This window comes from Dactylosporangium cerinum (genome assembly GCF_042653625.1).
In the GTDB taxonomy this organism is placed as follows: Bacteria; Actinomycetota; Actinomycetes; order Mycobacteriales; family Micromonosporaceae; genus Dactylosporangium; species Dactylosporangium cerinum.
In genome coordinates this window covers 272,149-290,631 of sequence record NZ_JBHSIU010000041.1, presented here as the reverse complement: position 1 = coordinate 290,631, position 18,483 = coordinate 272,149, and the positions used below count along the sequence as shown (strand labels likewise).

Sequence of the window (18,483 nt, the reverse complement as noted above, 5' to 3'; positions counted from 1 at the left end):
AGGCGGTCGGGTGATGCCGTCCACGGTCGCGCCGGGCCGCCCCCGACCGGTTGAGGCGCCGTCCCCGAGCGCCCGGGGAAATCCGCCCGGTCGGGTAGGGGCCTGCCCCCATCCCGGAACGCCGCTCGTGCCGCACCATGGGTGCGTGAGCTCGCGGAGACCCTTGGCCTGGACGCTGTGCGCCCTCGCCGGCATGGAGGTGCTGGTCGCCGCCGTCGGCGCGGCCGGTCAGCGGGTGTCGCTGGGTGACCTGGTCGACTCGTACATGCTGACCAACACCGCGATCGGGGTGGGCTTCGCCGGCTGCGGCGGGATCCTCGCGGTGCAGCGGCCCGCCAACCGGGTCGGCTGGCTGCTGCTCGGCGCCGGCCTCGCGCCGCTCACGACGGCCGCGATCACGCCGGTGCTGCTGTTCGGCATCGTGCACGGCTGGCCCGAGTGGACACTGCGGCTCCTGGCCAGCGTCTTCTACGCGGCGTGGCCGTGGGGGATCTGCATGTTCCTGCCGCTCGCCCTGCAGGTCTTCCCGACCGGCCGGCCGGTGTCGCCGCGCTGGCGGTGGCTGTTCCGGGCGACCGTCGCCGTCGGGGCGTGCTTCACCGCCGCGATGGCCACCGAGCCGTCGCCGCTGGTCGTCGCCGGGCGGGGCGTCCACTCGTACCTCGAGCTGCCGTTCTACGACGCGCTCGGGCCGCTGTGGTTCGCCGCGAACCTGGCGCCGCTGTTCGCGCTGCTCGGCGCGATCGCCGCGCTGGTGGTGCGCTACCGCCGCGGCGACGAACAGCTCCGCCGGCAGCTGCTGTGGCTGGTGTGGGCGCTGGTCGTGGCGGTCGGGCTGAACCTGCCGCGGTGGCTGGTCGGTGGCGGGCCGATCCTGTTGCTGCTCGCCATCCCGCTCGTGCCGGTGGCGGTCACCATCGCGATCCTGCGCCACCAGCTGCTCGACATCCGGCTGGTGCTGTCCCGCACCGTGCTCTACCTGACGCTGAGCCTCGCCGTCATCGGCGCGTACGCCGGGCTGCTGACCCTCTTCGACGTGCTGCTGCGCGGTGCCGGCGCCCCGCTGCTCGCCACGCTGCTGATCGCGCTGGCGTTCAACCCGGTCCGGGTGTGGTCGCAGCGGCGGGTCGACCGGCTGCTGTACGGCTCCCGGTCCGACCCCGTCCTCGCCGTGTCGCAGGTCGGTGCCCGCCTGGCCGCCGACGACCTGACCGGGGTCCTCGACGGCATCCGCGACGCGCTGCGGCTGCCGTTCGCCGCGCTGCGCCGCGACGGGCGGGAACTCGCCGCGGCCGGCCAGCCACCGGTTAGCCTGCACACTGTGCCCCTGACCTTCCACGGTGCCCGGGTCGGCGAGCTGCTTGTCGGGGTCCGGTCCGGCGACCGCCGGCTCGCCGCCGCGGACCACGCCGTCCTCGACCTGCTCGCCGGGCCCCTCGCCACCGCGCTGCACGCCTCCGCGCTCGCCGAGGAGGTCCAGGCGTCCCGGGAGCGCATCGTCGCCGCCCGCGAGGAGGAACGCCGCCGCCTGCACCGCGACCTGCACGACGGGCTCGGGCCCGCGCTCACCGGCGCCGGGTTCAAGGCCGACGCCGCGCACAACCTCGTGACCGGCGCACCCGAACAGGCCACGGCGCTGCTGGCCGAGCTCCGCCGCGACATCCGTGAGGCGATCGATGACGTCCGCCGCCTGGTGTACGGGTTGCGCCCGCCGACGCTGGACGAGCTCGGCCTCGCCGGTGCGCTGCGCCGGCACGGGGCGACGCTGCCCCTCACGGTCACCGTCGACGCGCCCGACGCGCTGCCGGCGCTGCCCGCCGCGGTGGAGGTCGCCGTCTACCGCATCGGCACCGAGGCCCTGACGAACGTGGCCCGGCACGCGAACGCCGGCGCGGCCCGGGTGGAGCTGGCCGTCGACTCCGCGGTCCGGCTGTCGGTCCTCGACGACGGATCGCCCGACGGCCCATGGGTCCCCGGCGTCGGCCTGAACTCGATCCGGGAACGCGCCACCGAGCTGGGCGGCACCTGCGTCGCCGGCCCGACCCCGACCGGCGGCCGGGTCGTCGCCGTCCTGCCGCTGGCGGTGCCGTCATGACCCGCGTCGTGGTGACGTCATGACCCGCGTCGTGGTGACATCATGACCCGCGTCGCGGTGGCGGACGACCACCCGGTCGTCCGGGACGGGCTCCGCGCGTTGTTCGCGTCCCTGCCCGGCCTCGAACTGGTCGCCGAGGCGGCCACCGGCCGGGAGGCGGTCCGGGCCGCGGTCACCGCACAGCCCGACGTCCTCGTCATGGACCTGCGCATGCCGGACCTCGACGGCGTCGCCGCCACCGCCGAGATCACCCGGATCGCACCGGCCGTCGCCGTGCTCGTGCTGAGCATGTTCGAGGACGACGACTCGATCTTCGCCGCCATGCGGGCCGGCGCCCGCGGCTACCTCATCAAGGGCGCGTCGCAGGAGGAGATCTCCCACGCGATCGTCACCGTCGCCGCCGGTGGCGCCGTCTTCGGCCCCGGCGTCGCCCGCCGCATGCTGAGCTACTTCGCGGCGCCGCCCCCGGCGGCCGGGCAGCCGTTTCCGGACCTCACCCGCCGCGAACGCGAGGTCCTCGACCTCATCGCCGCCGGTCTGCCCAATGCCACCATCGCCACCCGGCTCGGCCTGGCCGGGAAGACCGTCGGCAACCACATCTCCACCATCTTCGCCAAGCTGCAGGTCGCTACCCGGGCCGAGGCGATCGTCCGGGCCCGCGACGCGGGCCTCGGCCGGGGTTGAGGTTCGCGCGTTCTTGTCGTCCAGACCTTCAGATATTCGCCCAAGGTTGCGGGGACTTGATGGCACCGCCCGGCCGCTGGCGCGTCCGTGCGACAGGGTGGCGTGGTCACCCTTGTAGCCGTCTTGCGGTGATCCCAAGCCAGGTCCGCACTCACATGGTCCAGCGCCGTCGAGGTCATCATTCGGTGGTCCCACACCGTCGCCGGTCACAAGACCGCAATCTCCCCGCCCCGCCCACACCGGAGCTCGACGTTCGAACTACCTGGTTGATGAGTGGTCGCGGGCGGCCACCAATCCACCAGGTAGTTCAAGACTGCCGCTCCGGAGGTTCAAGCCGCCCGGCGGGACCGGGCGACAGCCAAGCCACCGAGCACCACCGCAGCCAGGCCGAACACGATGGCCGCGTAGCCCCCGACGACACCGTTGCCGGTGCCCGGCCCACCATCGGCGGTGGCCAGCACGAGGACGCCGACGACCACGCCGACCGCACCGGCCGCCAGGGCGATGAACTGGCGCCGGCGGGAGCCGCGGGCCAGTGCGAGCACGCCGGTGACCGCGCCGGCCAGCGCCACGAACGCCGCCACGGTGGCCACGAGCCGGTCGGTGGTCAGGGTGGACGAGCTGACGGACTCGGCGAGCAGGAGGCGGACGGACATGGCGGGCTCCTCGTCTGTGCGGGGCTGGATGCCGTCGATCGTGGCCGCCCCGACCCCCGCGCCGCATCGTGCCGGCGTGGGCACTTCGCGCTGCCACGGGCGTGGTAGCGGCGCCGGGATCTACCACGGTTGCGGTACCCGGCCGTGCACCTGCGGCATGAGTCGCCGCAGCCGTCATCCGGCTACTGTGCCTGCATGGGCGGTGCGCGGATCGGGGTCCGGGACTGGGCGGTCGCCGCCGGCGTTGCCGCGATCCTGCTGATCGCCGGCCTGTCCGAGCAGCGCTCCGGCACCGGTCCCGGCGTGCTCGGCGGGGTGCTGCTCGTCGCTGGCGGGCTGGCGCTGGCCGCGCGCCGGCGCGCCCCGGTCGCCGTTCTGGTCGTCACCGGGGCGTGCGCGGTGGGGTACCAGGCGGCCGGCTACAACGTGTTCGCCGTCGGCTACCTGATCGCGGTGTACGCGGCCGTGCGGGCGGGCCGCCGCACCGCCACCGTGGTGACGAGCGTGATCATGCTGGCCGCCCTGCCCCTCGCCGTGGTGGCGTCCGGGCTGCACGACGCGGCCGGGGCGTTCGCGCAGGCCAGAGGGGTGCTTGAGCTGGCCTGGCTGATCGCCGCCGGCGCGGCGGGTGAGGCGCTGCGCCAGGCCGAACGCCGGGCCGACGAGGCCGAGCGCGGCCGCGAGGAGAGCGCGTTGCGCCGGGCCGACGAGGAGCGGCTGCACATCGCCCGGGAGCTGCACGACTCGCTCACCCACCAGATCTCGGTGATCAAGGTGCAGGCGGAGGCGGCCGTGCACCTGGCGCAGAAGCGGGGCGAGCAGGTCCCGGAGGCCCTGCTGGCGATCCGGGACGCCGGGCGGGAAGCGGCCCGGGAGCTCCGCGCGACCCTGGAGACCCTGCGCGACGACAGCAGGACCGAGCGGTGCGGCCTCGACCAGCTGCCGGACCTGGTGCGCCGGGCGGTCCCGCCGGCGACCCTGACGATCGAGGGGCAGCGCACCGACCTGCCGGCCGCGGTGGACCGCACCGCCTACCGGATCGTGCAGGAGTCGCTGACCAACGTCGCCAGGCACGCCGCGGCCACGACCGCGTCGGTGCGGGTCACGTACCGGCCCGGCGCGGTGCACCTCCAGGTCGACGACGACGGCCGCGCGAGGCCCGGCACGGCGCCGGTGCCCGGGGTCGGCCTGCTCGGAATGCGCGAACGCGTGACCGCGCTCGGCGGCCGGCTGCGGGCGGAGGCGCGCCGCGAGGGCGGCTTCACGGTGCAGGCCGAGCTGCCGGTCGAGGGCGCCTCGTGATCCGGGTCCTGCTCGTCGACGACCAGCCGCTCATCCGCAGCGGGTTCCGCGCGCTGCTGGACGCCGAGGACGACATCGCGGTGGTGGCCGAGGCCGCCGACGGCGCCGAAGGCGTGGCGCTGGCGCGGCGGCACCTGCCGGACATCGCGCTCGTCGACATCCAGATGCCGGTCGTCGACGGCATCGAGGCGACCCGGCGCATCGTGGCGGACCCGGCCCTGGCCGCGGTGCACGTCGTCATCCTGACCAACTACGGGCTGGACGAGCACGTCTTCAACGCGCTGCGGGCCGGCGCGGCCGGCTTCCTCGTCAAGGACATCGAGCCGGAGGACTTCCTGCACGCCGTCCGGGTCGCGGCGCGGGGCGACGCCCTGCTCGCGCCGTCGATCACCCGCAAACTGATCGACCGCTACGTCGCCCAGCCGCCGCATCCCGGCGCCGCGACCGCGCTGCGGGGGCTGACCGGCCGCGAGCGGGAGGCCGTCACCCTGGTCGCGCAGGGCCTGTCCAACGACCAGATCGCCGCCCGCATGGTGATCAGCCCGGTGACCGCGAAGACCCACGTCAACCGTGCCATGACCAAACTGCACGCCCGCGACCGCGCCCAGCTCGTGGTCATCGCCTACGAGTCGGGCCTGGTCACCCCCCGCCGCCCCTGACCTCACCCGGTCGGCCACCCGGCCGCCGGCGCGTGGGCGATCAGCACCGGGCATTCCGCGTAGTGCATCAGCTGCTGCCCGACGGAGCCCAGCAGCAGCCCGGTGAAGCCTCCGTGCCCGCGGCTGCCGACCACGAGGAGCTGCGCCGTGTGCGACGCGCCGATGAGGATCTTCGCGGCCCGGCCGACGGCCACGAGTGCCTCGACCTTGACGCCGGGGTACCGCTCGTGCCAGCCCGCCAGCGACGACGCCAGCACCGCCCGCTCGGCCGCTTCGGCGGCGTCGGCAGGGATCAGCGCCGGTGACGGCGGCTGGTACGCGCGGATCGCCACGACCTCGGTGTCACGGGCGGCGGCGGCCTCGAACGCGAGGCGCAGGGCCAACTCCGCCGACGCCGATCCGTCGACCCCGACCACGATCGGGCCGCCGGTCGCGTCCCAGTGCCCGCGCACGACCGCGACCGGGGTGCGGGCGTGCGTCGCGACCTGCTGGCTCACCGAACCCAGCAGCAGGTTGCTGACCCCGCCGGCGCCGCGGTTGCCCACGACCAGCAGGCTCGCGACGTCGCTCAGGTCGAGCAGCGTCGCCGCACCTGGGGCGTGCAGGGCGGTGCCGATGACGTCGACGCCGTCGTGGTGCACCCGGACCCGGGCGACCGCTTCGGCGACGATCCGCTCACCGTCGCGTTCGGCCGCCTCGATGAGCTCTGCCGTAACGTCGTAGTAGATGCCTGGCCACACGGCGTGGTACCCGTACACGATCTGCAACTGGGCGCGGGACCGTTCGGCCTCGACGGCGGCCCAGTCCACCGCCTTGCGGGCCTCGGCGGAGCCGTCGTAGCCGACCACGATCCGGTTGGCGTTCATGATGTCCCCTCCCTACGGGGCAACCGTCCTACCCCTTCACCGCGGAACCTAGACACGGTTGCCGGGCCGGGGCAGGGCCGATGGACCCGGGTTCGCGGGACCGGCCGGACGTCACCCGCGGAGGTGTCGTTGTGCCCTGCCGCGAGGGTCCGGGGAGCCATACGTTCGGCGCAGGAGCCGCACGAGGGAGGATTGCCATGAGCCGCTGGAACGTCGCCGACGTGATGACGATCGGCGCGATATCGGTGCAGGAGGACACGCCGTTCAAGGAGATCGTCGACCTCCTGGAGGCCCATGAGATCAACGCGGTGCCGGTCGTCGACAGGTTCGACCGGGTCGTCGGCGTGGTGTCGTCGGCCGACCTGGTGCCGAAGATCGAGTTCGCCGGGGACGGCGACCAGCCGCGGTCCTTCGAGGGCCGGCACACCCGCCAGGCGCGCGGCAAGGCCCAGGGCACCGCCGCCGGCGAGCTGATGAACGCCCCGGCCGTCACCGTCACCAGCACCACGTCCGTCGTCGCCGCGGCCCGGGCCATGGAGCACGACGAGCTCAAGCGGCTCCCGGTCGTCGACGGCACGGGCCGGCTGATCGGCATGGTGACCCGCCGGGACCTGTTGAAGGTGTTCCTGCGCACGGACGCGGACATCCGCCGCGAGATCGTCGACGAGGCGCTCAAAGGCGTGGCCGGCGTGCCGCGGGACCAGGTGCGGGTCGAGGTCGACGACGGGGTGGTGACCCTGCTGGGCACGGTGGAGCAGGGCTCGCTCGTCCCGGCGCTGGTCCGCCGGATCGAGCGGGTCGACGGGGTCGTCGACGTCGTCAGCCACCTGTCACCGGCGTGAGGGGCTACGCGCCGAACCGGCGGTGCCGGGCGGCGTAGGACCGCAGCGCGCGAAGGAAGTCGACCTTCCGGAACCCGGGCCAGTAGACGTCGCAGAAGTGCAGCTCGGAGTACGCGGCCTGCCACAGCAGGAAGCCCGACATCCGGCGCTCCCCGCTGGTGCGGATGACCAGGTCGGGGTCGGGCTGACCGCGGGTGTAGAGGTGCGCGGCGATCTGGTCGGCGCTCAGCCGCTCGGCGACGTCGTCGATGCTGTGGCCGGCCCGTTTCGCGGTCTCCAGCAGCGACCGGATGGCGTTGACGATCTCCTCGCGGCCGTCGTACCCGATGGCGATGGTGAGGTGGAAGTCGGCGCCGTTGTCCCGGGTGGCCTCCTCGGCCAGCTTCAGGGCATGGCGGGTCGAGTCGGGAAGGACGTCCAGCCGGCCGGCCAGGTGCACCTGCCAGATGCTGGTCGGCTTCCGCAGGCGCTCGGCGACGACCTCCTCCATCATGCGCATCAGGTTGCCGACCTCGTCGGCGGCGCGCTTGCGCAGGTTGTCCACGGACGCCACGAACACGGTGACGTGCCGGACGCCCATCTCGGCGCACCAGCGCAGCACCTCGTCGAGGTGTTCCGCGCCGTACCGGTGGCCGATCCTGGCGTCCTCGAAACCCGCCTGCCTGGCCCAGCGGCGGTTGCCGTCCATGACGATCGCGATGTGCCGGGGCAGGTCCGCGCCGGTGAGCTGGGCCCGGAGCCGGCGTGCGTAGATCGTGTAGACGGTGCGCTGCAGGGACTTCCGCATGCGCGCGATTCAACCACCGCCGGCGCCGCCGGTCCGTTGATCGCGGATGCCTCCACAACACCCTCACAACACGCCCGGTGTTCCCGGAGGTACCCGGCGAGCGCCACGGGCGGTCTGTCGGTACGTTCAAGGGCATGTCTCCGCAGCCCCCCATGACGGCCTGGAGTCGCAGGGAGGTGCGGGCGCTGCTCGCCCGTGCGGCCGAGGTGCAGGCCGACGCCGAAGCGATCGTCGACACCGTCGGCGCGGCCCGCGCGGAGGTCGTCGAGGCGTATGAGATCGCGCGCGAGCCCCAGGTGTGGACCGCGCTCGAGCAGATGTCGGTCGAGACGGTCAAGGACACCGTGGACGGCCGGGCCAGGCTGGACGAGCTGCCCGCCCACGGCATCCGGTCGGTGGCCGACGTGCTGCGGGCCGGCCCGGCGCGGCTGATCGGCGTGCCCGGCATCGGCGAGGGCACGGCCCGCAAGACCATCCACGCCGCCGAGCAGCTCAAACGGGCGGCGCAGGACTCGCTGCAGTTCCGGATCGAGTTCGACCCGAAGAACCCTGAGATGACCCGGCTGGTGCGGGCCCTCGCCAGGTTCGGCATGGTGTGGCACGCGGCCGGGGCGCACGAGGCCGACGCCGGACGCCTCGCCGAGGAGCTCGCCGCGCTGCGGCCGGTCGCCGCGCCGGCCGGTGTCGGGCCGCTGCGCCGGCTGTTCATGCGGGCCGCGGACCGGGCCGTCGCCGAGGACGCCGCGCGGCGGATCGGCGCGCTGCTGGACACCGCCGTGCCGCAGGCGGCCCGGGACCTCCGCGCGCTGCGCACCCCCACCGACCGGCAGGCCTGGCGCGACTTCGAGCAGCGCTCGGCGGACTACTACGGCCTGCTCAGCCAGGTCGTCGGCCTCGGCGGTGACGTGGCGGCCAGCGAGGGGTTCCTGCCCGCGGACATCGTCGAGCGGGTCGGCGCCCAGCAGCTGGACACGTCCCGGCTCAGCGACAACCTGCGACTGCGCGGTTACCAGTCCTTCGGTGCTCGTTTCGCGTTGGTACAGCGGCGCGTCGTCCTCGGCGACGAGATGGGGCTCGGCAAGACGGTCCAGGCCATCGCCGCGATGGCGCACCTGGCCGCGCGGGGCGCCACCCACTTTCTCGTCGTGTGCCCGGCCAGTGTCCTGATCAACTGGAGTCGGGAGGTCGCCAAGCACTCGACGATCCCGGTCGTCACGCTGCACGGCAACGGCCGGACGCGGGCCGTCGCCCGGTGGCGGGCCCAGGGCGGCGTCGGCGTGGTCACGTTCGGCTCGCTCGGCGCGCTGCAGCTGCCCCCGCCCAGGCCCGCCATGCTGATCGTCGACGAGGCGCACTACGTGAAGAACCCCGACGCGAAGCGCTCGCAGGCGGTCAACCGGGTCGCGGCGGAGTCCGACCGGGTGCTGTTCCTCACCGGCACCCCGATGGAGAACCGGATCGACGAGTTCCGGGCCCTGATCGACCACCTGCGGCCGGAGATCGCCGCCGACATGGGGCCCGAGCACGCGGCGATCAGTGTCGAGGCGTTCCGGCGCGCGGCCGCACCGGTGTACCTGCGCCGCAACCAGCCCGACGTGCTCACCGAACTGCCGGAGCTGGTGCAGGTCGACGAGTGGGAGGAGTTCGGCGCCGAGGACGCGGCGGCGTACCGGACCGCGGTGCGGGAAGGGAACTTCATGGCGATGCGGCGGGCGGCGTTCGCCGTACACCGGCCGAACGACTCGGCAAAGCTCACCCGGCTGCTCGAGCTCGCCCACGAGGCCATGGCGGCCAAACGCAAGGTCGTGGTCTTCTCCTATTTCCGTGACGTCCTCGCCGTGGTGGGTGCCGCGCTCGGTGCCGATGCGCGCGGGCCGATCACCGGCTCGACACCGGTCGCCGACCGCCAGCGCATCGTGGACGAGTTCACCGCCGCGAAGAAGCCGGCCGTCCTGGTCTGCCAGATCGAGGCGGCCGGGGTCGGCGTCAACATCCAGGCGGCCTCCGTGGTGATCCTGTGCGAGCCGCAGGTCAAGCCGTCCATCGAGGCGCAGGCGATCGCCCGGGCACACCGGATGGGGCAGGTGCGCACGGTCCAGGTGCACCGACTGCTGATCGCGGACTCGGTCGACGAGCGCATGATCGAGATCCTCGGTTCGAAGGCGCAGCTGTTCGACGCGTACGTCCGGCACAGCACCATCGCGCAGGCCGCGCCGGGCGCCGTGGACATCTCCGAGGTGCAGCTGGCCCGGATGATCGTGGCGGAGGAGCAGCAGCGGCTGGCCGGCACGCCGGAGCCCCGCCGCCAGCACGACGACCGCCCGGCGGCGGTGACCCGGTCCCCGTAGCGGCCGTCAGCCGTGGTGGTGGACCCCGCCGGCGAGGGTGTCCACGGTGCGCAGAATCTGCCGCATCACCGTGCGGCACAGATCGGGACTCTGGCTGACGGCGATGTCCCACACCGGTGGGTCCTGCGGGTGCCCGCCGTGCGGCCAACCGGCGACGGCCATCGACAGCCCGGGGGACAGGACCACGAAACAGGTCTCGTGCGCGAACGCGTGCCCGGCCGGCATGTCGGCGGCCCTGACCCGCCAGCTGCTCCACGCCGACACGTCCGGGCCGACGACGATGATGAGCGGGCAGTGTTCCAGCAGCATCGTGAACATCACCGGCCGTTCCGGCGCCATCGTCGCGGCGCCGGCCGGAGTGACGACCGCGACCGCGGGTGCCTGGTCGCCGACGGCGGCCCTGGTCGTGATGCCCAGGATCAGGTGGTCGAGCCCAGCCTGGCTGACGGCGGAGGTCTGCCGGGCGCCGCCGGTCGACAGCACGCTCCACGGGTGCTGACCGCCTCGTCCGGGTCCGGATGGACCAGCAGCGGGATCGGGTGCAACGGCTGCGGGAGATGCTCCGGCAGCGGCCCCGGTTTGCCCAGGAGGTGACCCTGCTGGAAGTACGACCCGGCGGCCCGGGCGATCATCGACGCGTCGCTGTTCTCCACCCGCTCCACCAGCAGGGCCGCGCGGGTCCGCTCGCACTCGGCCATCGCGGCGATCAGCGCGACGTTGGCCTGCCCGAGCCCGCTGGAGATCAGCTGATGGTTGAGCTTGACCACGTCGGGTTCCAGGGTCGGCAGCAGCGCGGCGCCGGCGGCGCTGAACTCGATGTCGTTGATGGGCCCCGGTAGCCGCTGCGTGACCACAGCGTCCAGCCCCGGGTCTGGACCGTCTTGTCCGCCATGCCCGCCTCCCAGAGGATGCGCTGTTCCTGCTCCATCGGCGGTGTGGCGGGGGTCTTGAGAAGTTCACCGTAGGGTGACCGGATGACGGCGACCCTCGCACAGCTTCTCGACGCGGCGGCAGCGGGGCGGTTCCCGCCCGCCGACGGCGGCGTGACCGTCGTCGCGCAGCCGGGGCCGCGGGACGCGGGGGTGGTCGCGTTCACCGCCCATTCGGTGGTGTTCACCGACGAGGATCCGCAGTGGGTGCGCTCGGCCCTCGCCGCCGTCGACTGCGACCCGCTCGCCGCGGCGATGCACCCGCGGTTCCTGTCCGCGCTGCTCGACCGCACCGGCCGGGGCACCGACACGATCGATCTGCTGACCGTGGCGCCGCCGCTGCCGGGCGACCCGCCGGTGCGGCTGCGGGAGCTCACCGACCCGGCGCATCCCCGCGTCCGCAGGGCCCTGGACCACCGCGACGACGTGCGGGTCTGGACCACCGAGGGCGGGATCGTCATCCTCGGCCGCGGGGTGGCGGGCCGCTGGGAGACCGCGATCGAGGTCGACGAGGCGGTGCGCCATCGGGGGCTCGGCCGGGCCCTGGCCACCGCCGCCCGGCACCTCGTCCCGGCGGGCCAGCCGGTCTGGTCGCAGCAGGCGGCCGGCAACGCCCGCAGCATCCGCGCGTTCCAGGCCGCCGGCTTCCGCCCCGTCGCCTCCGAGCTGCTGCTGCACCGGCGTCCCTCACCCAGCTGACCCCGGGGTTACCCGGGGTTACCCGGCGGTGCCGGTGGCCAGGCCCGGGCCGGCGAGGGGCCGCCCGCCGATGATGGCCGCCCTGCGCCGGGCGGCCATCGAGTTCTGGAACCTAGTGTCCTAGGATGCCTTACGCGGTGTGGCCCGCACCGCAGGCCCGACATCAGGCGAGGGCGGCGGTCACCGCCTGCCGGAGCGTGGTCGGCGGCCGGCCGAGGACCAGCTCCAGGTCCGTGGTCTGCCGTTCGAGCAGGCCGGCCTTGGCCAGGTTCATCAGGAACCCCAGCGGGGTGTCCACGGGGGCGTCGACGGACGTGACGGTCCGGCCGCTGACCGAGGTGAGCTCCGCGGCCAGTTGCGGATACGTCCACAGGGGCCCGGTCAGGTCGTAGCCGTGGCCGAGGTGGGCGTCGTCGGTCAGGACGTTGGCGGCGGCCGCGGCGAGGTCGGCCCGGGTTGCGGTGTTCAGGCCGCGACCGCCGGTGCTGCTGGTCAGCACGCCGGCGGTGACCGCGTCGCGGAGGCCGGCGTTGATGAACGCGTCGGTGTAGAACGGGTTCCGCAGCATCGTGCAGGACAGTCCACTGTCGACGATCGCGCGTTCGGTCGCGTGGTGGGCGGCGTTCGGGCCCTGCGCCGCGCCGGGCTGGTCGGCGCCGAGGAAGCTGGTGTACGCGACGGCCCGCACCCCGCACGCGACGACGGCGTCGACCGCGGCCAGGTGCTGGCGGGTCCGCACCTCGCCGTCCAGGGTGGGGGAGGAGACGAGCAGCAGCCGGTCCGCGTCCCGGAACGCGGTGCGCAGGGTGGCCGGGTCGTCGTAGTCGCCGTGGCGGACGTCGACGCCGCGGGCGGCCAGGTCGGCGCACCGGCCGGGGTCGCGGACGGCGGCCCCGACCGGCCGGTCCGGGAAGCGGGTCAGCAGCTGTTCGACGACGAGCCGGCCGAGGGCGCCGGATGCGCCGGTGACAATGATCATGGCGGCATGCAACACCCGTTCGCGCCGGTCGCGCCAGCGATTTACCAGACGTCGGCGGTTGCCTTCGCGTAGTCGGCGAAGTCGCGGGGCTCCCGGCCCAGGACCCGCCGCACGTCGCCGGTGACGTGCGCGTTGCGGCCGTCCAGGACCGTGGTGAACAGGTACATGAGCAGCTCCGCGACCTCGGGTGGGAGGGCGGCGGCGTAGTCCTGCGGTGGGACCCGGACGAACGTGACGGGCCGGCCGGTCGCGGCGGCGATCTCGGCGACCGCGTCGGCGAAGGTGAGCAGGCGGGGCCCGGTGAGCTCGTACACCTGACCGGTGTGCCCGTCCTGGGTCAGTGCGGCCACGGCGACGTCGGCGATGTCCTCGGCGTCCACGAACGGCTCGGGCACGTCGTCGACGGGCAGGGCGACCTCACCGGCGAGGACCGCGTCGAGGAGATAGTCCTCGCTGAAGTTCTGGTTGAACCAGCTGCAGCGCAGGACCGTCCAGTCGATGCCGGCGCCCTGCACGATGCGTTCGCAGGTCGCGGCCTCGTCCTCGCCGCGGCCGGACAGCAGGACCAGCCGGGACACGCCGGCGTTGACCGCGGCCGTGGTGAACGCGCCGATGGCGTCGGGTGCGTCGGGCACGGCCAGGTCCGGGTAGTAGGACACGTAAACGGTTTCGATGCCGTTGAGCGCCGGGGTCCAGGTGGCCCGGTCGGTCCAGTCGAACGGGATCGGTGCGGTGCGGGAGCCGACCCGGACCGGGAAGCCGGCGGACTGGAGGCGGTGCACGATGCGGCGGCCGGTCTTGCCGGTGCCGCCGAGGACCAGGATTTCGTTCATGCATCCATTGCAGTGCACCGGGGTGAGACGTTCCATAGCCGAGACCCGCGGTTGCATGTGTGTTCGTCTACCGGGGCGGGGGCCGCCGGAGCGGCCCCCGCGACATCGGTTACGGGAAGTTGAGCAGGTACACGTTGTTGGTGGTGGAGTTGGCGGCTGCGCCGGTGTTGTTGATGACGTGGGAGATGGTGCCGACGCCGCCGAGGGAGACGACGGCCATGTTGTGGAACTTCACACCGGCGACCGCGGGCACCTCGAACGCGCGGGCCGAGACGACGGTGTTGTTGACGTTGAAGAAGCAGTAGCTGCCCAGGCCCCACGCCTCGAAGGTGGTGACCCCGGAGGCGACCTTGATGGCGGGGTAGCCCTGGCTGGAGCCGTTCATCCAGGCGGCCTGGTTCGGCGGGTCGTAGGGCATCTCGTTCTGGAAGAAGATGATCCGGCCGTTGGCGCCGTTCCAGATGACCTCGTTCTTCTGATAGTGCTCGACGAACAGGCCGGTGGCGAGGACGTTGTCGCCGTTGACGATGAGCCCGGTGTCGGCGGTGTTGACGGTCCAGCCGACGCCGCTGCCGTGGTCGGCGCGCCAGGCCCAGGTGTGGTCGACGATGGTGTTGTTGGTGTTGACGACCAGGCTGTTGGTGGCTTTGCCGCCGACCATGCCGCCGATGCGGAAGAACACGTCCTGGATGGTGGTCGGGTTGCCGGCGTGCGAGACGCCGGTCTTGGACAGGCCGACCTTGAGCAGGGTGTCGCTGTTGGTGGTGCCGGCGTCGAAGAGCAGGCCCTTGATCCGGACCCCGTCGACGTCGGCGACGTCCATCGCGTTGACGCCGTTGTCCGGGATGATGGTGGCGTACCCGATGCCGAGGACGGTCGTGTTCGCCTTGGTGACGTGCAGCGTCTGGTTGACGTGGTACACGCCGGGGGTGAAGAAGATGTTGCAGCCGTTGGCGAGGGCGGTGTTGATCGTGGCGGCGGAGTCGCTGGGCTTGGCGACGAAGAAGGTGCTCATCGGCACCGAGGTGCCGGGCGTGGAGCCGCCGGCCCAGCTGGGTCCGGAGGCGTTGGTGCGCAGGTTCGGCAGGAACACGCGATACTTGCCGGCGCCGTCGATGTAGAGGTACGGCACGTCGCGGGAGACGGGTGTGGTGGCGAGGGTCGTGTAGCGCGGGCCGGCCGCGGGGTTGGTGTTGAAGTTCGTCGCCGGTGCGCCGGGGGTGCCGGAGAAGACCATGTTCCAGTTGGAGCCGCTCCAGCTGCCGAGCTGGCTGTCCTTGGTGTACCACTGCTGCTGGGACGCGGATTCGCTGTTGCCGTCGATCTTCGAGTCGGAGATGTAGCCGCCGCTGGCCCAGCCGTAGCTGGCGGGGAACAGGTTGAGCCCGCCGATGATGTGCATCCGCCGGAACGGCGCGGCCTGCGCGACCGCCCACCGGTTGGTGCCGCCGAGGGTGTTGACGGACAGGTTCTCGGTGGAGCGCCAGAAGTTCTGGGTGGCGTTGCCGGCGTCGCTGGCGTTGAACGCGTCGACGGTCACGGCGCCGTTGATCCGGGTGTCGTCGGGGTTGAGGCCGAGCCCGGAGATCGAGGTGTTGAACCCGATGTTGGCGCCCACGTTGTACGGGGTCGCGCTCGGCTTGAACAGCAGCGCGTCGCGGCGGGTCTGGAACTGTGCGGTCTGCGTCGACTTCGTGGCCTCGAACACGCTGTTCAGTGCGGCCTGGATGGTTGCGTCACTGGAGTTGTGGTCGAAGATCTTGACGTTGGGTCCGAAGTCGGGGGTTTCGGAGTAGGTCGGGCAGCTGCCGGTCGGCGGCTGGGTCGTCTGGAGCGCGAACTTCTGCGCGCCGGTGCCGTTGCAGTCCCAGATCTGCAGGCGGGTGCCGTTGGCGGTGGCGCCGCCGGGGGAGTCCATGCAGCGGCCGGACTGGGGGTTGCGCAGTGAGCCGTCGGCCTGTGCGGTCCATTGCTGGGCGCCGGTGCCGTTGCAGTCCCACAACTGCAGTTTGACGCCGTTGGCGGTGCCGCCGCTGGTGATGTCGAGGCAGCGGCCGATGGCGGTCAGCGCGCTGCCGTTCCAGGTGTAGTGCTGGTCGGCGGCGGTGCTCTGGCAGTCCCACAGCTGGACGGCGGCGCCGTTGACCCCGGTGTCGTCGCCGGCGACGTCGACGCATTTCCCGCCGGGTCCGAGGATGGGGTTGCCGACCACGGCCGCGTCCGCCGTGGTCATGGTGAGCCCGAACGCGGCCAGGGCTGTCAACGTTGTCATAACCAGGACGCGGTACAGCGTTCTTGGTACGGCTCTCATGGCCTACCTGCTCTCTCTGCTCATCTGCCGGGCGCCGTCATGGCGGTGAGAGCGCTCTCAGCAATGGCCAAAGTGTTGCGTCGGCCTCTCCGGCATGTCAAGTAGCGACGGCCGTCGAATCGCTCAGCAGGTGACCCGGTGCAGCTGCGCGTGGGGTACGACGGCACAGGCGGCGGGTGTCGTGCCGCGCAGGCCTGGCGGGAGCGGGTCGGGGTTCGGTGGTTTCGTCGGGCCGCTGAGCCAGGCGGTGAAGAACGCGCCGAGCGGCTGGCCGGACTCGTGCTCGGCGAGGGCGATGAAGTCGGCGGTGGAGGCGTTGCCGTGGCGGTGCCCGGCGGTCCAGGCGTGCATCGTCCGCCAGAACGCGGTTTCGCCGATGCGCAGCCGCAGGGCGTGCAGGGTCATCGCGCCGCGGTGGTACACCGAGATCACGAACGGGTTCGGGGCGGCCGGGTCGTACGGTGGCGGGGTCCAGAAGGCGTCGTCTACGGGTGTGTCGTAGAACAGGTTGAACCATTCCCGGACCGTCATGGCGCCGTCGTGTTCGGTCCACATCCATTCGGCGTACGTGGCGAACCCCTCGTTGAGCCACAGGTCGCGCCAGAGTTGCACGGAGACGCTGTCGCCGAACCACTGGTGTGCCAGCTCGTGCGCGACGAGCATGTCGTCGAACGGGTTGGGGCCGTCGGCGAAGAAGCTCGCCGGGTAGATCGGCCGGGTCTGTGTCTCGAGGGCGAACAGCAGCGGTTCGTGCTGTTCGACGATGGCGCCGTTGGCCTCGAACGGGTACGGCCCGAACAGCGTCTCGAGGTAGTCGGTGATCTCGTCGGTGCGGCTGACCGCATCGTCGGCGAGGCCCGGCGGCAGCGTCTCGTCGACGGCGATGATGGTCTGCCGGCCGTCGTGCTGGTGCTGGTCGATGCGCCACCGCCCGATCGCGACGGTGCTGACGTAGCTGGCCATCGGGCTCGTGGTCGCCCACCGCCACGTCGTCCACGCGTCGCGGGTGCTGGACCCCAGCAGCACGCCGTTGCTGAGCGCGGTGAGGCCCTCGGGCACGGTGACGGCCACGGTGTAGGTCGCCTTGTCCTGCGGATGCTCGTTCACCGGATACCACGACGCGCCCGACTGCGGTTCACCCGCGACGATCGCGCCGTCGTCGGTCGGCATGAACAGCGATTCGAGCGGGATCTCGGGAACGCTGAAGGTCCGCGGCACTCCTTGGTAGCGCACGTCGACGACGAACGGCCGGCCGGTGTTGAGGCCTCGCGCGGGGGTGATGACGAGTTCGTCGGCGTCGCGGCTCCACGTGGCGCGCTGCCCGTTGACGGTGACGGCCTCGACGGTCAGGTCCATGAGGTCGAGGTTGAACCGGGACAGGTTCTGCGTGGCCGTGGCGATGATGGTGGCGTGGCCGTCGAGGTGGTGCATGGCGGGCCGGTACCGCACCGCGAGGTCGTAGTGCCGCACGTCGTAGCCGCCGTTGCCGTCGGTCGGGTACTGCGGGTCGCCGATGCCGGCGGCGCCGGGCTGGAACCGCACCCCGGCCGCGGCGGCCGGTGTCGCGGGCGTGATCAGGACGAGCGCGAGCGCCGCCACCACCATGTGTCGCATCGATTCCCCCGATCAGCGGTCCACAAGGGACCGTCGTATCGGAGCCGGCCGCCGCCGCGCAACGGCCGGTGCGGGATATGTGCACCGGCCGGGGTTTCGGCGCCGAGCGGCAACCCGTTGCCGCTCTCGTCGGTCCATGTCCTGGGACGCCGCGCCGTAGCCTGGGCCGGTGAGCTTCAGCGCCTTCGCCAACCATGTGCGCGATGCGGCGCTGCCCCATCAGCGCCGGGTGTCGGCGCTGCGGTCGTGCGTGCAGCTGTACCGGCCGATCGGATTCCATGCGTCGCTGAGCTTCCTCGCGGTGCTGGCCGGTCCGTATCACCGCGACGAGACGGCGTTGCTCCGCGCGCTGGACGCGCTGACGGCGAGCCGGGCGGCGTGGCACGTGGAGGTCGACCGGTACGCGGCCGAGCGGCGGGCGGCGAAGCGGCTCGGGCAGCGCAGTCCCCGCCCGGGCAGCCCTGATCCGAGCCACGCCCCGCTGCGCTGGTACGGCGACGCGCGGCGGGCCGCGTTGCACGCGCTGCGCCGCGGGCCACGCCGGAGATCATGGACGCGGGACGCGCTGGCCGGGGACGTCGACACGTGCGTCGCCGCGTGCCTGGCCTCGGACGGGGTGCTGACACCGGCGCAGCGCGAGCGGCTGGCGGCCGTTGCGCAGGCCGTCGGGGACCGGCTGCGGGCCTGGCCCGCGCACGACGACCTCGGGGGGCTCCACCAGCTCCAGGACCTTCGGAGACTGGTCCGCCTCGCGGAGACCGCCGCCGACGCGCCGGCCGCGCCGGATGTGCCGGGCGGGGCGGGTCACCGGTCGGGGGTGTAGCGGCGGGCGGTTCGCTGCGGTCCACAGGCGGGCGGTGGCGGGTGCGTCGGCCGGGT

The 18,483-nt window shown here is 72.9% G+C and carries 17 protein-coding genes; 8 read left to right on the top strand and 9 right to left on the bottom strand.

Annotated features, from left to right (window positions below):
• The first annotated feature begins 145 nt into the window (after positions 1 to 145).
• A complete protein-coding gene (locus ACFPIJ_RS30355; protein ID WP_380119905.1) occupies positions 146 to 2,095 on the top strand; it encodes a sensor histidine kinase in 1,950 nt (649 codons plus the stop codon).
• A gap of 42 nt (positions 2,096 to 2,137) precedes the next feature.
• Positions 2,138 to 2,779 carry a response regulator transcription factor gene (locus tag ACFPIJ_RS30350; RefSeq protein WP_380119903.1) on the top strand — a complete coding sequence of 214 codons (642 nt, stop codon included), beginning with the start codon at positions 2,138 to 2,140 and terminating at the stop codon, positions 2,777 to 2,779.
• Positions 2,780 to 3,108: 329 nt separating this feature from the next.
• On the opposite strand, the gene ACFPIJ_RS30345 is transcribed toward ACFPIJ_RS30350, so the two are convergent.
• Positions 3,109 to 3,435 carry a DUF6223 family protein gene (locus tag ACFPIJ_RS30345; protein WP_380119901.1) on the bottom strand — a complete coding sequence of 109 codons (327 nt, stop codon included), beginning with the start codon at positions 3,433 to 3,435 and terminating at the stop codon, positions 3,109 to 3,111.
• 195 nt (positions 3,436 to 3,630) lie between these two features.
• Between ACFPIJ_RS30345 and ACFPIJ_RS30340 the strand changes: the two genes are divergently transcribed.
• Together ACFPIJ_RS30340 and ACFPIJ_RS30335 are read left to right on the top strand one after the other, a co-directional pair.
• The gene (locus ACFPIJ_RS30340; protein WP_380119899.1) at positions 3,631 to 4,737 is read left to right on the top strand and encodes a sensor histidine kinase; all 1,107 of its coding nucleotides are present in this window, start codon (positions 3,631 to 3,633) and stop codon (positions 4,735 to 4,737) included.
• Positions 4,734 to 5,396 carry a response regulator gene (locus ACFPIJ_RS30335; protein WP_380119897.1) on the top strand — a complete coding sequence of 221 codons (663 nt, stop codon included), beginning with the start codon at positions 4,734 to 4,736 and terminating at the stop codon, positions 5,394 to 5,396. The genes ACFPIJ_RS30340 and ACFPIJ_RS30335 overlap by 4 nt, the downstream gene beginning before the upstream one ends.
• 2 nt (positions 5,397 to 5,398) lie before the next feature.
• On the opposite strand, the gene ACFPIJ_RS30330 is transcribed toward ACFPIJ_RS30335, so the two are convergent.
• Positions 5,399 to 6,262, bottom strand: coding sequence for a universal stress protein (locus ACFPIJ_RS30330; protein ID WP_380119895.1), 864 nt, complete (start codon positions 6,260 to 6,262; stop codon positions 5,399 to 5,401).
• Positions 6,263 to 6,459: 197 nt separating this feature from the next.
• On the opposite strand from ACFPIJ_RS30330, the gene ACFPIJ_RS30325 reads away from it, so the two are divergent.
• Positions 6,460 to 7,104 carry a CBS domain-containing protein gene (locus tag ACFPIJ_RS30325; protein ID WP_380119893.1) on the top strand — a complete coding sequence of 215 codons (645 nt, stop codon included), beginning with the start codon at positions 6,460 to 6,462 and terminating at the stop codon, positions 7,102 to 7,104.
• Positions 7,105 to 7,108: 4 nt separating this feature from the next.
• Here ACFPIJ_RS30325 and uppS read toward each other — a convergent pair whose 3' ends face one another.
• Entirely contained in the window at positions 7,109 to 7,891 is a 783-nt protein-coding gene (uppS, locus tag ACFPIJ_RS30320; protein ID WP_380119891.1) for a polyprenyl diphosphate synthase, read from the bottom strand.
• Positions 7,892 to 8,025: 134 nt separating this feature from the next.
• On the opposite strand from uppS, the gene ACFPIJ_RS30315 reads away from it, so the two are divergent.
• A complete protein-coding gene (locus ACFPIJ_RS30315) occupies positions 8,026 to 10,239 on the top strand; it encodes a DEAD/DEAH box helicase (RefSeq protein ID WP_380119889.1) in 2,214 nt (737 codons plus the stop codon).
• Positions 10,240 to 10,245: 6 nt separating this feature from the next.
• Here the strand turns inward: ACFPIJ_RS30315 and ACFPIJ_RS30310 are convergent, their stop codons facing one another.
• Both ACFPIJ_RS30310 and ACFPIJ_RS30305 read right to left on the bottom strand, forming a co-directional pair.
• A complete protein-coding gene (locus ACFPIJ_RS30310; RefSeq protein ID WP_380119888.1) occupies positions 10,246 to 10,722 on the bottom strand; it encodes a hypothetical protein in 477 nt (158 codons plus the stop codon).
• The gene (locus ACFPIJ_RS30305) at positions 10,659 to 11,093 is read right to left on the bottom strand and encodes an EAL domain-containing protein (protein ID WP_380119886.1); all 435 of its coding nucleotides are present in this window, start codon (positions 11,091 to 11,093) and stop codon (positions 10,659 to 10,661) included. The genes ACFPIJ_RS30310 and ACFPIJ_RS30305 overlap by 64 nt, the downstream gene beginning before the upstream one ends.
• Positions 11,094 to 11,213: 120 nt before the next feature.
• Between ACFPIJ_RS30305 and ACFPIJ_RS30300 the strand changes: the two genes are divergently transcribed.
• A complete protein-coding gene (locus ACFPIJ_RS30300) occupies positions 11,214 to 11,867 on the top strand; it encodes a GNAT family N-acetyltransferase (RefSeq protein WP_380119884.1) in 654 nt (217 codons plus the stop codon).
• A 163-nt stretch (positions 11,868 to 12,030) separates the two neighbouring features.
• Here ACFPIJ_RS30300 and ACFPIJ_RS30295 read toward each other — a convergent pair whose 3' ends face one another.
• The 4 genes from ACFPIJ_RS30295 to ACFPIJ_RS30280 form a co-directional block, all read right to left on the bottom strand.
• The gene (locus ACFPIJ_RS30295; protein ID WP_380119882.1) at positions 12,031 to 12,846 is read right to left on the bottom strand and encodes an NAD(P)H-binding protein; all 816 of its coding nucleotides are present in this window, start codon (positions 12,844 to 12,846) and stop codon (positions 12,031 to 12,033) included.
• Between the two features lie 41 nt (positions 12,847 to 12,887).
• Positions 12,888 to 13,715, bottom strand: a complete 828-nt coding sequence (locus ACFPIJ_RS30290) for an NmrA family NAD(P)-binding protein (RefSeq protein ID WP_380119880.1) — start codon at positions 13,713 to 13,715, stop codon at positions 12,888 to 12,890.
• A gap of 73 nt (positions 13,716 to 13,788) precedes the next feature.
• Complete coding sequence (locus ACFPIJ_RS30285; RefSeq protein WP_380119878.1) at positions 13,789 to 15,951, bottom strand: ricin-type beta-trefoil lectin domain protein; 2,163 nt, start codon at positions 15,949 to 15,951, stop codon at positions 13,789 to 13,791.
• Between the two features lie 162 nt (positions 15,952 to 16,113).
• Positions 16,114 to 17,604 (bottom strand): M1 family metallopeptidase, encoded by a 1,491-nt coding sequence (locus tag ACFPIJ_RS30280; protein WP_380119876.1) that lies wholly within the window; start codon positions 17,602 to 17,604, stop codon positions 16,114 to 16,116.
• Between the two features lie 169 nt (positions 17,605 to 17,773).
• Here ACFPIJ_RS30280 and ACFPIJ_RS30275 point away from each other — a divergent pair, with 169 nt between their 5' ends.
• Entirely contained in the window at positions 17,774 to 18,427 is a 654-nt protein-coding gene (locus tag ACFPIJ_RS30275; protein WP_380119874.1) for a hypothetical protein, read from the top strand.
• The last annotated feature ends 56 nt before the right edge of the window (positions 18,428 to 18,483 follow it).

Coding starts and splice junctions, on each gene's coding strand:
- ACFPIJ_RS30350 (WP_380119903.1), top strand. CDS start 2,138: ATGACCCGCGTCGCGGTGGCGGACGACCACCCGGTCGTCCGGGACGGG.
- ACFPIJ_RS30345 (WP_380119901.1), bottom strand. CDS start 3,435: ATGTCCGTCCGCCTCCTGCTCGCCGAGTCCGTCAGCTCGTCCACCCTG.
- ACFPIJ_RS30340 (WP_380119899.1), top strand. CDS start 3,631: ATGGGCGGTGCGCGGATCGGGGTCCGGGACTGGGCGGTCGCCGCCGGC.
- ACFPIJ_RS30330 (WP_380119895.1), bottom strand. CDS start 6,262: ATGAACGCCAACCGGATCGTGGTCGGCTACGACGGCTCCGCCGAGGCC.
- ACFPIJ_RS30325 (WP_380119893.1), top strand. CDS start 6,460: ATGAGCCGCTGGAACGTCGCCGACGTGATGACGATCGGCGCGATATCG.
- uppS (WP_380119891.1), bottom strand. CDS start 7,891: ATGCGGAAGTCCCTGCAGCGCACCGTCTACACGATCTACGCACGCCGG.
- ACFPIJ_RS30315 (WP_380119889.1), top strand. CDS start 8,026: ATGTCTCCGCAGCCCCCCATGACGGCCTGGAGTCGCAGGGAGGTGCGG.
- ACFPIJ_RS30300 (WP_380119884.1), top strand. CDS start 11,214: ATGACGGCGACCCTCGCACAGCTTCTCGACGCGGCGGCAGCGGGGCGG.
- ACFPIJ_RS30295 (WP_380119882.1), bottom strand. CDS start 12,846: ATGATCATTGTCACCGGCGCATCCGGCGCCCTCGGCCGGCTCGTCGTC.
- ACFPIJ_RS30290 (WP_380119880.1), bottom strand. CDS start 13,715: ATGGAACGTCTCACCCCGGTGCACTGCAATGGATGCATGAACGAAATC.
- ACFPIJ_RS30285 (WP_380119878.1), bottom strand. CDS start 15,951: ATGACAACGTTGACAGCCCTGGCCGCGTTCGGGCTCACCATGACCACG.
- ACFPIJ_RS30280 (WP_380119876.1), bottom strand. CDS start 17,604: ATGCGACACATGGTGGTGGCGGCGCTCGCGCTCGTCCTGATCACGCCC.